Origin of the sequence: Streptomyces physcomitrii, assembly GCF_012273655.1 — a bacterium.
In the GTDB taxonomy this organism is placed as follows: domain Bacteria; phylum Actinomycetota; class Actinomycetes; order Streptomycetales; family Streptomycetaceae; genus Streptomyces; species Streptomyces physcomitrii.
The window spans coordinates 1-13,260 of the sequence record NZ_JAAWWP010000002.1 but is presented as its reverse complement, the minus strand read 5'-3'; the positions used below and the strand labels follow the sequence as shown (position 1 = coordinate 13,260).

Annotated in this window: 7 protein-coding genes; 3 read left to right on the top strand and 4 right to left on the bottom strand. The window is 73.3% G+C overall.

Translation table 11 applies throughout. The annotated features are described in order from the left end of the window. Window positions 1–253: 253 nt before the first annotated feature. Window positions 254–712: a GNAT family N-acetyltransferase gene (locus HFV08_RS03290; RefSeq protein ID WP_168535714.1), complete on the bottom strand. Its 459-nt coding sequence runs from the start codon at window positions 710–712 to the stop codon at window positions 254–256. 244 nt (window positions 713–956) lie between these two features. Between HFV08_RS03290 and HFV08_RS03285 the strand changes: the two genes are divergently transcribed. The 3 genes from HFV08_RS03285 (at window position 957) to HFV08_RS03275 (ending at window position 6,537) form a co-directional block, all read left to right on the top strand. Next, window positions 957–3,665, top strand: coding sequence for an alpha/beta fold hydrolase (locus tag HFV08_RS03285; RefSeq protein WP_168535712.1), 2,709 nt, complete (start codon window positions 957–959; stop codon window positions 3,663–3,665). After that, the gene (locus HFV08_RS03280) at window positions 3,662–4,525 is read left to right on the top strand and encodes an ABC transporter permease (protein ID WP_168535710.1); all 864 of its coding nucleotides are present in this window, start codon (window positions 3,662–3,664) and stop codon (window positions 4,523–4,525) included. Before HFV08_RS03285 ends, HFV08_RS03280 begins: the two co-directional genes overlap by 4 nt. Window positions 4,526–4,869: 344 nt before the next feature. After that, a complete protein-coding gene (locus HFV08_RS03275) occupies window positions 4,870–6,537 on the top strand; it encodes a vWA domain-containing protein (RefSeq protein ID WP_168535708.1) in 1,668 nt (555 codons plus the stop codon). A 393-nt stretch (window positions 6,538–6,930) separates the two neighbouring features. Here HFV08_RS03275 and lacZ read toward each other — a convergent pair whose 3' ends face one another. The 3 genes from lacZ to HFV08_RS03260 form a co-directional block, all read right to left on the bottom strand. After that, entirely contained in the window at window positions 6,931–10,146 is a 3,216-nt protein-coding gene (gene lacZ / locus HFV08_RS03270) for a beta-galactosidase, LacZ type (protein WP_168535706.1), read from the bottom strand. A 490-nt stretch (window positions 10,147–10,636) separates the two neighbouring features. Next, the gene (locus tag HFV08_RS03265) at window positions 10,637–11,095 is read right to left on the bottom strand and encodes a lamin tail domain-containing protein (RefSeq protein ID WP_168535704.1); all 459 of its coding nucleotides are present in this window, start codon (window positions 11,093–11,095) and stop codon (window positions 10,637–10,639) included. A 228-nt stretch (window positions 11,096–11,323) separates the two neighbouring features. Continuing rightward, window positions 11,324–12,538 carry a PucR family transcriptional regulator gene (locus tag HFV08_RS03260; protein ID WP_210429833.1) on the bottom strand — a complete coding sequence of 405 codons (1,215 nt, stop codon included), beginning with the start codon at window positions 12,536–12,538 and terminating at the stop codon, window positions 11,324–11,326. Window positions 12,539–13,260 lie beyond the last annotated feature (722 nt).

Here is a 13,260-nt window from a genome sequence, read left to right as displayed (position 1 = left end):
CCTGGTCACCGGCCAACTCCTCGGCTCTGCCCGCCGGTTGAGGTGGCTGCGGCAATTCCTCAGCCCCGTAAGGCTGTTGGGGCCGCGGCACATCCCCGCTCTCGGCGGGCCGTTCCGGCCGCGGCAGGTCCTCGGGGTCGCTCGCGGATGGTCCGGGGTCGCTCACGGGTGGTCCCGCCCCTCTCCGGGGGACCACCCGTCGTCGTACGGCATCCGGGCCCGGTGCTCCGGGGACGGCGGCGGGGTGCACCCCTCAGTGGGGCTTCCCGTCCGGTCGCGCCCCGAATCCCCAGCCCAGCATCGCGAACCGGCCCTCGTCCCGGGCGCCCGCCTTGGCGTAGGTGGCGAGGGCGGGCGCGTTGTCCGGGTCGACGCCGACCCACATGCCGTAGCAGCCGTGGGTGCGGGCGTAGTCGGCGAGCGCGTGGACCAGGGCGGTGCCGATGCCGCGGCGGCGGTGGGGCTCGTCCACGGAGAGTTCGTAGAGGAGCATCTCGGTGCCCTTGTCGGGGTGGATGGTCTCCACGCCGCTGACGAAGCCGACGGGGTCCGATTTGCTCGCGCGGTTCTCGGCGCCGCTGTCATAGGCGAGGAAGAGATGGTGGCCCGGATTGTCATGGAATCGCCGGGCCCAGTCGGGGTCGGCGCGCGCGTCGAAGAGGCGGCTCGCGGACAGTATCTGGAAGACGGTCGTGGCGCGTCGGATCTCCATGCGGGGTTTCCTACCACGTAGGCCGGGTGTGGGATGCGCCACGGAGGCGCCGGGGCGCGGGCGCCGCGAGCCCGGGCGCATGGCAGGGGGCGTGCACGGCGCACAAGGCGCTCAGGGAGGGGATCCGGGCGGCCGTGTACCGCAGGGGGTGCAGGGCGGCCGGGGCCTCTACTCCCCGGGGAGGCGCGGGGGTTCCGACCAGCGGGCGCCGCGACTGTCGGCGGGCGCCCGTACGGTGGGGCGCATGGATCTGAGACTGCCCGAGCTGCGGGCCGCGCTGCGCGGTGGGCTCCGGCCCGCCCTGCGCACGCCCCGCCGGTGGCTCGCCGCCGGGGCCGCCGTGGCCGTGCTCGCCGGGGCCGGCACCTTCCGTGCCGTCGCCTCCGACGAGGCGCCGCCCGTGCACCGCAGCGACCGCGTACTGGACTCGGGCGGCACCAGGATCGACACCTCCTACTTCACCTCCGGCGACGGCCGCCGCCCGGCCGTGCTGCTCACCCACGGCTTCGGCGGCAGCAAGGACGACGTCCGCGGCCAGGCCGAGAAGCTCGCCCGGGACGGATACGCGGTACTGACCTGGTCCGCCCGCGGCTTCGGCGACTCGGGCGGGAAGATCGGCCTCAACGACCCGAAGGCGGAGGTCGCCGACGTCTCCCGGCTCGTCGACTGGCTCGCCGCGCGGCCCGAGGTGCGGCTCGACGGCAAGGCCGACCCGCGGGTCGGCGTCACCGGCGCCTCGTACGGAGGCGCGGTCTCGCTGCTCTCCGCCGGGTACGACAAGCGGGTGGACGCGATCGCGCCGTCGATCACCTACTGGAGCCTGGCCGAAGCCCTCTTCCCGAACGGCGTGTTCAAGAAGACCTGGGCGGGCCTCTTCCTCAACACCGGCGGCGGCTGCGCCCGCTTCGAGCCCGAGCTGTGCCGGATGTACCAGCGGGTGGCGCGCACCGGCGTGCCCGACGAGGCGGCCAGGCGGCTCCTGGAGGCACGCAGCCCGGCCGCCGTCGGCAAGCGCATCGACGTACCGACCCTGTTCTTCCAGGGGCAGAACGACTCGCTCTTCCCGCTCGGCCAGGCCGACGAGGCGGCGCGGGCCATCCGCGCCAACGGCGCCCCCGTCGACGTCGACTGGATCGCGGGCGGCCACGACGGCGGTGCCATGGAGACCGCGCGGATAGCGGGCCGCGTCACCGACTGGTTCGACCGGTACCTGAAGGAGGAGAAGGGCACCGACACCGGACCCGCCTTCCGCGTCACCCGCACCGGGGGCGTGGACTCCACCGACGGCGCCGCCACCCTGCGCGGCGCCGACGCCGAGGCGTACCCGGGGCTCGGCAACCGCCGCCGGGACGTCGAACTCGGCGGCGGCACCCGGCACTTCGAGAACCCGGCGGGCGGCAGCCCGCCCGCCATCTCCGGCCTGCCCGGACTCGGCGGGCCGGGCGGCGGCGGAGGCGAGGAGGGCGGGGGCACCGCGCTCTCCCAGCTCTCCTCCTTCGGCCGCGGCATCTCCTTCGACTTCCCCGGCCAGCACGCCCGCTTCGACTCCGCGCCGCTCCGCCGCGATCTGCGGATCACCGGCGCGCCCACGGTGCGCGTCCAGCTGAAGTCCAGCAGCGAGGACATGGTGCTCTTCGGCAAGGTCTACGACGTCGGCGGCGACGGCACCAGCGAGGTGCTCCCCTCGAACCTGGTCGCCCCGGTACGGGTGAAGGGCACCGGCAGCGGCGGCGGCAAGGAGGCCGAGCTCACCCTGCCCGCCGTCGACCACGAACTGCGCAAGGGCCACCGCCTGCGCCTGGTCCTCGCCAGCACCGACCTCGGCTACGCCTCACCCGCCGAGCCCGCCGCCTACCGCGCCACCCTCAAGGGCCCGCTGCGGGTGCCCACCGCGCCCGCCGTGGACACCGACGCCGCCCCGCTGCCCTCCTGGGTGTGGTGGCTGCCGCTCGGCGGCGCCCTGCTCGCCCTCGGCCTGCTGCTCACCGGCCGCCGCCGCACCACGGCGACCCCGCCGCCGGACCCGGCTCTCGCCGAAGTCCCGCTGGAGATAAGCAATTTGAGCAAGCGGTACGCCAGGTCCGCGGACCGGTACGCGGTGCGCGAGCTGTCCTTCCGGGTGGAGAAGGGGCAGGTGCTCGGCCTGCTCGGGCCCAACGGCGCGGGCAAGACCACCACCCTGCGGATGCTGATGGGCCTCATCCGCCCCGACGAGGGCGAGATCCGCGTCTTCGGCCACGCCATCCGGCCCGGTGCCCCGGTGCTCTCCCGCGTCGGCGCCTTCGTGGAGGGCTCCGGCTTCCTGCCGCACCTGAGCGGCCGGGCCAACCTCGACCTGTACTGGCGGGCCACCGGCCGCCCCGCCGAGGACGCGCACACCGACCAGGCCTTGGAGATCGCCGGTCTGGGCAGCGCCCTCGACCGCGCCGTGCGCACCTACTCCCAGGGCATGCGGCAGCGGCTCGCCCTCGCCCAGGCCATGCTCGGCCTGCCCGACCTGCTGATCCTGGACGAGCCCACCAACGGACTCGACCCGCCGCAGATCCGCGAGATGCGCGAGGTGATGATCCGGTACGCCGCCGCCGGGCGCACCGTCATCGTCTCCAGCCATCTGCTCGCCGAGGTCGAGCAGTCCTGCACCCACCTGGTGGTGATGGACCGCGGCGCCCTCGTCCAGGCGGGCCCGGTCGCCGAGATCACCGGCAGCGGCGAACAGCTCCTGGTCGGCACCGCGGGCGCGGTTCCGGAACCGGTGGTGCACAAGATCGCCGCCCTGCCCGGCGTCCGCTCCGCCGTCCGCACCGACGGCGGGCTCCTCGTCCAGCTCGACGGCACCACCGGCGCCTCCCGGCTGCTGACCGAACTCGTACGCCTGGAGGTGCCCGTGGAATCCCTCGGCCCGCACCGCCGCCTTGAGGACGCCTTCCTGACCCTGATCGGAGGCAGCGCGTGAGCGCCCCGGCCGCACCCCCCGAGGTGGCCCCCGGCTACCGTCCGCTGCGCACCCTGCCGCTGCGCGTCGAACTCGCCCGGCAGCTGCGCCGGCGCCGCACCCTGGTGATGGGCGCCGTGCTCGCCCTGCTGCCCTTCGTGCTGCTGCTCGCCTTCGCGGTGGGCGGCGAACCGGGCGGCAGGAACGGCCGGGTCAGCCTGATGGACACGGCCACCGCCTCCGGACCGAACTTCGCGGCAACCTGCCTCTTCGTCTCCGCGGGCTTCCTCCTGGTCATCCCGGTGGCGCTCTTCTGCGGGGACACCGTGGCCTCCGAGGCGGGCTGGTCCTCGCTGCGGTATCTGCTCGCGGCCCCCGTGCCCCGGGCCCGGCTGCTGGTCTCCAAGCTCACCGTCGCCCTCGGCCTGAGCCTCGCCGCGATCGTGCTGCTCCCGCTGCTCGCCCTCGTGGTGGGCAGCCTCGCCTACGGCTGGGGCCCGCTGGAGATCCCGACCGGCGGCGCCCTGCCCGCCGGTACGGCCCTGCAGCGCCTGATGATCGTCACCGGCTATGTCTTCGCCTCCCAACTCGTCACCGCCGGGCTCGCGTTCTGGCTCTCCACCCGTACCGACGCCCCGCTCGGCGCGGTCGGCGGCGCGGTCGGCCTGACCATCCTCGGCAACGTCCTCGACGCCGTCACCGCCCTCGGCGACTGGCGCGACTTCCTCCCCGCCCACTGGCAGTTCGCCTGGGCCGACGCCCTCCAGCCCCAGCCCGAATGGGGCGGGATGATCCAGGGCACCGCCCTCTCCGTGACGTACGCGGTGGTGCTCCTGGCGCTGGCCTTCCGGGGGTTCCGGGGGAAGGACGTGGTGTCGTGAGGGGCTGAGTCCCCGGGTGGGGTACGCAGCCGAGCGGGGCCGGGTCCGAGCGGCCGCCGGGCTGTGCGCCTCCCGTCCCCGGCCACTGGGCGGACCGCGCTCCGTCCCGGCGTAGCCCCCAGACCTCCCCCAAGTCTCCCTCCCCGTGGCCGCCTTGTGACCGGCTCGCAACACTTCAGGCCGAGCGAAACGGGTGCCTGCCGCGTCGGAGTAGTGAGCGCGGTACCGCGCTCGCCGTCCGGCGGAGGGCCGGCCGGGGCAGTACGGGCGACCGTGCCCCCGCCCTGCCCGTTCCCGACATCGCCGGGACGAGGACGGAACCGGGAGAGGGAAGAGGGGGCGGGATGCACACGCAGACCGGGACGCGCAGGCGGGATCCAGGGAAGCCGGATCCAGGGAAGCGGGATCGATGGAGGCGGGGGCCGGGGCCGCTCGGCGTGGTGGTCGCGGTGGGGGCCGCGGGCGCGTTGCTGCTCACGGGGTGTACGAGCGACGGTGGCTCCTCCGACGACAAGTCGGGAGCCGCGCGGGAGGACGCCGCCGGAGGGGCGCCCGCGCGCAGTGCCGCGCCCTTCGCGCCGGGCGGCGCGCAGGACACGGACAAGGGGGAGGGCGAGCGGGACGAGAAGCCCTCGAAGCGGCCCGGGGCGGACTACCTGTCCACCTTCGCCCTCGACGTGGACACCGCCTCCTACGGCTTCGCCCGCCGCTCCATCGAGGACGGGACGCTGCCGGACCCGGAGACCGTACGGCCGGAGGAGTTCGTCAACAGCTTCCGGCAGGAGTACCGGCAGCCCGGCGGCGACGGCTTCGCGGTCACCGTCGACGGCGCGCGCACCGGCGGCGACTGGTCCCTGGTCCGGGTGGGCCTCGCGACCCGCTCGGTGCCGCGGGACGAGCGGCCGCCTGCCGCGCTGACCTTCGTCGTCGACGTCTCCGGTTCGATGGCGGAGCCCGGTCGGCTCGATCTCGTACGGGACGCCCTGGAGTCGGCGGCGGGCGGGCTGCGCGACGAGGACTCGATGGCGATCGTCGCCTTCAGCGAGGAGGCCGAGGAGATCCTGCCGATGACCCGGCTCGACGGCAACCGCGACCGGGTACGCGACCGCATCGAGGAGCTGGAGCCGACCAGTTCGACCAATCTGGAGGCGGGCGTCCGCACCGGGTACGACACCGCCGCCGACGGTCGCCGCAAGGAGGCGACGAACCGGGTGGTGCTCCTGTCCGACGCCCTCGCCAACACCGGGGAGACCGACGCCGACGACATCCTCGACCGGATCGAGGAGGAGCGCCGCGAGCACGGCATCACCCTCTTCGGGGTCGGCGTCGGCAGCCAGTACGGGGACGCCCTGATGGAGCGCCTCGCCGACAAGGGCGACGGGCACACCACCTATGTCTCCGAACGCGAGGAGGCCCGGGCCCTGTTCACCGAGCAACTGCCCGCCAACGTCGGCCTGCGCGCCCGCGACGCCAAGGCCCAGGTCGCCTTCGACCGGGACACGGTGCGTGCCTTCCGCCTGATCGGCTACGACAACCGGCAGGTCGCCGACGAGGACTTCCGCGACGACCGCGTCGACGGCGGCGAGGTCGGCCCCGGCCACACGGTGACCGCGCTGTACGCGGTACGTCTGAAGGAGGGTGCCGAGGGCGGTCTCGCCAAGGCGACGGTCCGCTGGCTCGACCCCGACGACCGCAAGCCGCACGAGACCTCCGGCCGCCTCGACTCCGGCGACCTGGCCGAGGACCTCGACGAGGCGGACACCGGTCTGCGCACCACCGCCGTCGCCGCCTACTTCGCCGACGCCCTGCGCGGCCGCGACGACCGCTGGGAGACCCTTCCGGCTACCCCGTCCCTCGGCGAACTCGCTGAGCAGGCGCAGGAATTGGCGGACAGCTCGGGCGACAGGTCGGTGGACGACCTCGCCGAGACCCTGGACAAGGCTGCCGAGCTACGGGAACGGGGGGCCAGCCAGCCGCCGGGGAGTGGTGGGGAGGAGGGGGAGTTGCGGTGAGGTGAGGACGAGGTGAGTTGAGGTGAAGTGAGGGGGTGGGGTGGGGAGTGGGTGGTGGGTGAGTGAGCGGGGGAAGCGGGGGAGTGGGGCGGGGCGGTGGATAACGGTCGGCTGGTGGCTGGTGGCTGGTGGTCGGTGGTCGGTGGTTGGTGACGGGTGACATGTGACAGGTAGCAGATGACAGATGACAGATATCAATATCCGTCATCTGTCATCCGTCACATGCCACCCGTCACCTTCGGTTCGTCAGCCGTCAGCCGTCAGCCGTCAGCCCCACCCGTCGTGCCTACGCCCCAGAACCCCAAGTCACGAGCCCTGCCCCACGAGCTGGGGGGACGGCACCCTGACGGCACCTGACCACGGCCACCTCACCTCACCGCACCTAACCTCCCCTCACCCCCGAACCCCCACCACCCGATACCCGTACGCATACCCCCGCCCCGCCCGCAGCCGATACGCGTCCAGCGGCGGCGCCCCCCAGGAGTCGTTGCCGCCCACGCCGGTCTGGCGGTGGTTGACGGCCAGCAGGGTTTCGCCGCGCCGTTTCAGTTCGTACGGGTGGCGGGGGCCGTCCAGGTCGAGGGCGGTGTAGTGCAGGGCGCTCGTCTCCAGGAGGGGTTCGTCGCCCTCGGGGTCGGCGTGGATCAGGAGACCCGTACCGGAGCGGTCGGTGAGGCGGAGGCTGCGGACGTCCGTGGTGTTGCCGGTCTCCTGCGGGCGGGTGTAGGCGGTGAAGCGGTCGTCCACGGTGGCGCGGTAGCGGCCGACGAGGGCGGCTGCCTTGCGGTCGGCGTAGTTCTCGTGCGGTCCGCGGCCGTACCATTCGAGCCGTTCGAAGCCCTCGGGGACCGTCAACAGGGCCCCGATCAGAGGGATTTCGGGCAGTTTCGCGGGGGCGTCGAGGTGGTGGCGGACCCGTACCGAGCCGTCTCCGAACACCCGGAAGACCGTCTGCCAGGTGGCGGGCTCCGGCTCGGTCGGCAGTTCCGCGGTGACCTCGATACGGACCTCGCCCGGTGCGGGCCGGGAGACCTCGACGGAGGTCACCTTCCGCCGGGCGCCCGCCTCGCGCCAGGTGCGGGCCTCCTTCTCGAAGCCGCGGCCGATGTCGTTGTCGGTCGGCGCCCGCCAGAAGTGCGGCACCGGGCCCTCGGAGAGCAGCAGCCGCCCGCCCGCGCGGTAGGAGGAGAGGGTGCCGGTGCTCTCGTCGAGGACCAGCTCGAAGGAGCGGCCGCCGACCTTCACCCGGCGTCCGGCACGGTCGAGTCGGAGCGGGGGCAGCTCGGCGGGCCGCGGTGCGGCGGGCGCGGGCACCCGCCAGTCGAGGGCGAACTGCCCGGCGCAGATCTCGTGTCCGGCCTCCGCCCAGGCTGTCGCCTCCGTCAGCACCACGCGCACCGTGAGCAGGTACTCGGCCCCGGGCTCCGGCTCGGCGGGCTTGCGTACGGGCAGCCGTACCCGCGCCTCCTGTCCGGGACCGGCCTTCGGCGCCGGGGCGGTTCCGCTCTGCGTCTCGGTGCCGTCCACCGTGACACTCCACCTCAGGGTGTAGGCGGCGAGGGTGGAGAAGAGGTGCTTGTTGCGGACCGCCACCTCGCCGTCCCGCTCGCCCGCGCCGAGTCCGACGGGGCTGTAGACCTGCTTTACCTCCAGGAGCCCGGGGTGCGGATGCCGGTCGGCGCGTACCAGTCCGTCGGCGCAGAAGTTGCCGTCGCTGGGGTAGGTGGGGTGCCAGTCGCCGCCGTAGGAGAAGTAGCTGTGCCGCGGGTCGCCGGGGACCGGCAGGCGCACCGAGTGCTCCACCCACTCCCAGACGAAGCCGCCGTGCAGGTTCGGGTAGCGGTCGAAGATCTCGCCGTACTCGCGCAGGTTGCCGGTGGAGTTGCCCATGGCGTGCGCGTACTCGCACAGGATGTGCGGGACGGGGTTGCCGGACCTGCCGTACTCCTCGACGGTCGCCGGGGTGCTGTACATCATGCTGTACATGTCGGCGACCTCGTTCATGCCCTCGTAGTGGATCGGGCGGGTGGAGTCGCGGGCGCGGGCCCAGTCGGCCATGGCGCGGAAGTTGTCGCCGCCGCCGGCCTCGTTGCCGAGGGACCAGGCGATCACACAGGCGTGGTTCTTGTCCCGCTCGACCATGGAGCGGATCCGGTCCACGCACGCGGCCCGCCACTCGGCCAGTGAGCCGGGCAGCCGGTCGCGCACCTCGTGGGTCTCCAGGTTGGTCTCGCCGATGACGTAGAGGCCGTACTCGTCGCAGAGTTCAAGCCAGCGCGGGTTGTTGGGGTAGTGGGAGGTGCGGACGGCGTTGACGTTGTGCCGCTTCATCAGGCGGATGTCCTCGCGCATCCGCGACTCGGGTACCGCCTGGCCGTGGTCGGGGTCGGTCTCGTGGCGGTTGACGCCGCGCAGCATCACCGGCTCGCCGTTGACGGTGAACCGGCCGGGGCCGCAGTCGACTTCGCGGAATCCGATCCGGGTGCGGTGGACGTCGCTCGCCTTGCCGTCCACCTCCAGGCTGAGGACCAGGGTGTAGAGGTCGGGTCGTTCGGCGGACCACAGGCGGGGCGCGCGCACCTCGCCGTGCAGCTCCACCTCCGTGCCGCCCCCGCCGCCCTCACCGAGGGGGACCTCGGCGCGCAGCGGCGGGTCGAAGACCGGTCTGCCCGCGGCGTCGTGCAGCTGGACCCGGACCGTGTGCGTCCCGCGCGCTCCGGCCGGTCCGCGCACCGCCGCGGTGACGTCCAGGCGGGCCCGGCCGAAGTCGCCGCCGGGGAAGGAGGTACGGACGAAGAGGTCCTGTACGTGGGTGCGCGGCACCGAGTAGAGGTAGACGTCGCGGAAGATCCCGGACAGGTCGATCATGTCCTGGTCCTCCAGCCAACTCCCGTCCGACCAGCGGTAGACCTCCACCGCCAGGGAGTTCTCGCCGGGCCGCAGATACGGGCTCACCTCGAACTCGGCGGGCGTGTAGCTGTCCTCGCTGTAGCCCACCCGCTCGCCGTTGACCCAGACGAAGAAGGCCGACTTCACGCCCTGGAAGGAGAGCAGGGTGCGCCGCCCGTCCCAGTCGCCGGGGACGGTGAAGGTGCGCCGGTAGGAGCCGACCGGGTTGAACTCCTGTGGCACATCAGGGAATTCGGGCTTCTCGAAGCCGGTCCAGGGATAGGGCACATTGAGGTAGACCGGCATCTCGTACCCGTGCAGCTCCCAGTTCGACGGCACCGGGATCCGGTCCCAGCCGCTGTCGTCGTACTCCGGGGTGAAGAAGCCCTCGGGGCGCGCCGCCGGGTTCTTCGCCCAGTGGAAGCGCCAACTCCCGTTCAGCGAGCGGTAGTACGGCGAGTCCGTGAGCTTGCCGCGCAGTGCCTCGGCGGCCGAGGCGAAGGGGACGAGGCGGGCGCGGGCGGGCTCCCGGTTGACCTGGAAGACCTCCGGGTCGGCGTTCCACTCCCCGCCCGGCGCCTTCCGGGCGGCGGCGGGGCCCTTCCCCGGGCGGCCCGCGCCCGCGGCGAAGGCCTGTTTCTGCGCGGCGAAGGCGGCCCATCCGGTCAGGGCGGCTCCGGCGGTCAGTATGCGGCGGCGGCTGGGTCCTGATGCGCTCATTCCGGTCTCCGAACAGAAGGCGACAAGAACAACCAGAGTCGGACAGCCGCTGTTCGGGGAACAAGAGGAAATACGCCAGGGCTGTGGCTGAAATTCCCTGAAGTCCGCCAACTGCTGTGTGTTCTCGCTCGGTTCTGCGGGAATCGGCTCGCTTCTCGTCAACTCGACTGGTCTGGCACGGGTGTTGGGTTTCGTGCCCTTGTCGTCCCGGGAGCGGGAAACTTCCGCCGTTCAGGGAACGGACAGCCTCCGTTCACCCTCTTCCGGGAGGGAACCCCCTTCCCGGGCGGATCGCGGTCCGCGGCCGCCTCGGCATCCCGGGTCCCAGGAGTGCACCCCGCCCCGAGTCGCCGTCGGGCCCCCTTCCCCCACCTCTGTGCGGGGCCCGGCGGCAGGCCGCGGCCGACGCGCACGCGCGTCGGCCGCGGCTGGTGCGGGAGGGTGGACGAGATACCGAAGTCGCCCTCCGCTGACCGCTACTGACGAGACGTCAGCACTTCTTGTAGTCCACCCGCGAGGAGTTGTAGGCGCAGCTGTCGACCTTGGCGCCGCTCGACTTCTTCAGGGTCGCGGTGTCCTTGTCGTTGTTCCAGACGTAGGCCGCCCGGCCCTGGTAGCGGGTGGCCGAGGTGTTGCTGCCCTTGCCGGTGCGCACGGTGACGGTCTTGCCCTTGCCGAGCGTGTAGCTGCCGAAGGTGTAGCTGTGCCGGGAGGAGTCGGTGACCGTCCAGCCCTTGAGGCTGACCGAGGCCGAGGTGGTGTTCCGGATCTGCACGTACTCGCCGTTGAGGCTCCCGTTGCTGCGGGTGTCCTTGCCCGGGCTGTCGTAGTAGATCTTGTACAGGTGGACCGAGCCCGCGGCCTCGGCGGGAGCGGGCAGCAGGGCCAGGCCGAGCGCGGCGGCGCCGACGGAGGCGGCCGCGGTGAGGCGTATACGCGTACGAGACATGCGTGTCCTTGGATTCGGGCCGGGCACCCCCCAGTTGAGGCCCGGCGGCACCTCAGATTATGCACGCCGCCGTCACATTTTCTTCACTTCGCAGAAAGCTCCTCGCCGCACGCGAGGTCCACCCGCCGCGCCTCTCGTCTCCGTACGCGGGTTCTGTGCGCGAGCTCTGTGCGCGGACTCCGTACGCGGTGGGCGCGTGCGACGTGGGCGTGCGCCGCATCCGTACGCCTACGCACCCTCCCCGGGCGCCGTCTCGTCCGGCAGTTGCCGCAAGGCCTGTAGTGCCACGGCGAGTTCGGCCGCCACCCGGGGGTCCTGGAGGGAGCGGCCGGTCAGCTCCTGGAGGCGGCGCAGCCGGTAGCGCACGGTGTTCGGGTGGCAGTAGAGCCGCTTCGCCGCGCGCGGCACCGAGCCGCCCGCCGCGTACCAGTGCTCCAGGGTGCCGAGCAGGCGGGCGCGTTCCGCGGGCTCCACGGCCAGGACCCGGCCGAGGACCGCGGTGGCGATCCGGCCCGCCTCCTCCGGCGCCGCCGCGACGAGCGGGGCGAGCACGCTGTCGTCGAACCGGGCCACCCCCGCGCTGCCGCCGGGCAGTCCGGTGAGCGCCAGCCGCGCGAGGCGCAGCGCCCGCGGTGTCTCCCGCAGGCTGCCGAAGGGCGGGCTGATCCCGACCCGGGCGTCCGCGTACAGCCGGGCGAGGCGCACCACGTCCTCCTCGCCGCCCGCGCCGCGCAGCGCGACCACGCCGGTCTGCAGGTCGGGCATCAGCCGCCAGGCCGAGCGGGTCTGCTCGCCGCTGAGCCGGGCCTCGAATCCGGGGAGCGCCTCCCGGCCGGGCGCCGGGACCTCGGCGGCGACCACCAGGAAGGTCCCCTCCGCCGGCAGGCCCAGCGTGGTGGCCGCCTCCCAGAGCGTGGTCCGGTCGGTGAGCAGGCCGGTGAACAGGGCCTCCACCAGCGCCGCCCTGGCCCGCTCGCGCTGGAGCAGCAACTGGGCGGCGGCCTGCCGGTAGGCGTCGCTCGCCGCGGCGGCCAGTCCTTCGTTCACCCACCAGGCGGCGAGCGCCACCACGGTCTCGGAGCTGACCTCGCCCGCCCCGCGCGCCGCGCTCGTCAGCTCCGACCACAGGAACTGCGAGCCGACGCGGTAGGCGTGCAGCAACTCGCCGAGCGGCGCGCCCTGCCGGGCCCGTTCGCGTCCGGTGTCGTGCGCCGAGGCCAGGTCCTCGGCCGGGCCCGAGTCCGCCAACTGCCCGAACACCAGACGGGTGTTGCGGCAACAGGACGCGGACAGCTCCCCGAAGGGGACACGCTCCTCGCTGCCGTAGTAGTCCACCTCGGCACGGATGCGGCGGGCCATCCGGGTGCCCAGGTGCGGGGCGCGTTCCAGGAGTGCGGTCGCCACCGGCGCGATCTCCGGCGGCGGTGCGGGAGGGCGGCTCATGGCGGCAGGCTACCGACCGGCCCGGGCGCGGGGGAGCGGCGGACGCCGGGGGAGCGGTCCTGTTGTACGCGCGCACAGACGGACCGCCCGGATTCTGTACGGGAGGACAGCGGGCCGGGGTCGGAGCCGTGGCGGGGACGGCCGGGCGTACCGGCGGTGGCGGGCCGGGAGGGCGTCCGAGCGGGTGCTCGGGCGGCCGTTGTGGCGGGCCACCACGGCAAGCGCCGGGAACTGTGGGCCGCGTCCAAGACTCCGTACCGCCGCCTTCCTCATTCTGGGACGCACTGCGGATCCGGTGATCCCCGGGCGGAGGACTGCTGTTCCGGGGATCGCCGGTCTCGGGGTTGTCGATCCGAGGACTGCTGGTCCGAGGGCTGCTGATCCCGGGATCGCGGGTCCTGGGGTTGTCGGTCCGAGGACTCCGGTTCCTGGGACTGCCGGTCCCAGGGCGGCCGATCCCAGGACTCCGGATCCCAGGACCGGCGGTCTCAGGACCACTCATCCCAGGACCACTCATCCCAGGACCCCCGCTCCCAGGACCCCCGCTCCCAGGACCCCCGCTCCCGGGACCCCCGCTCCGAGAACCGCCGATCCGCCGCCCCCGTTATCTTTTTCGCGGTCCTGCAAGAGGGCCGCTGGCCTCCGGGCCCGGTATGACTGTGTCCCCCTGTCGACGGGATGACCTGGGGGGTGGTGTCACCGGGTCCGAAGGGTGCCGTCGG

What these genes read in the sequence shown, in the direction of transcription:
- HFV08_RS03285 (WP_168535712.1), top strand. Translation starts at nt 957, where the DNA reads ATGGATCTGAGACTGCCCGAGCTGCGGGCCGCGCTGCGCGGTGGGCTC.
- lacZ (WP_168535706.1), bottom strand. Translation starts at nt 10,146, where the DNA reads ATGAGCGCATCAGGACCCAGCCGCCGCCGCATACTGACCGCCGGAGCC.
- HFV08_RS03275 (WP_168535708.1), top strand. Translation starts at nt 4,870, where the DNA reads ATGCACACGCAGACCGGGACGCGCAGGCGGGATCCAGGGAAGCCGGAT.
- HFV08_RS03265 (WP_168535704.1), bottom strand. Translation starts at nt 11,095, where the DNA reads ATGTCTCGTACGCGTATACGCCTCACCGCGGCCGCCTCCGTCGGCGCC.
- HFV08_RS03260 (WP_210429833.1), bottom strand. Translation starts at nt 12,538, where the DNA reads ATGAGCCGCCCTCCCGCACCGCCGCCGGAGATCGCGCCGGTGGCGACC.
- HFV08_RS03290 (WP_168535714.1), bottom strand. Translation starts at nt 712, where the DNA reads ATGGAGATCCGACGCGCCACGACCGTCTTCCAGATACTGTCCGCGAGC.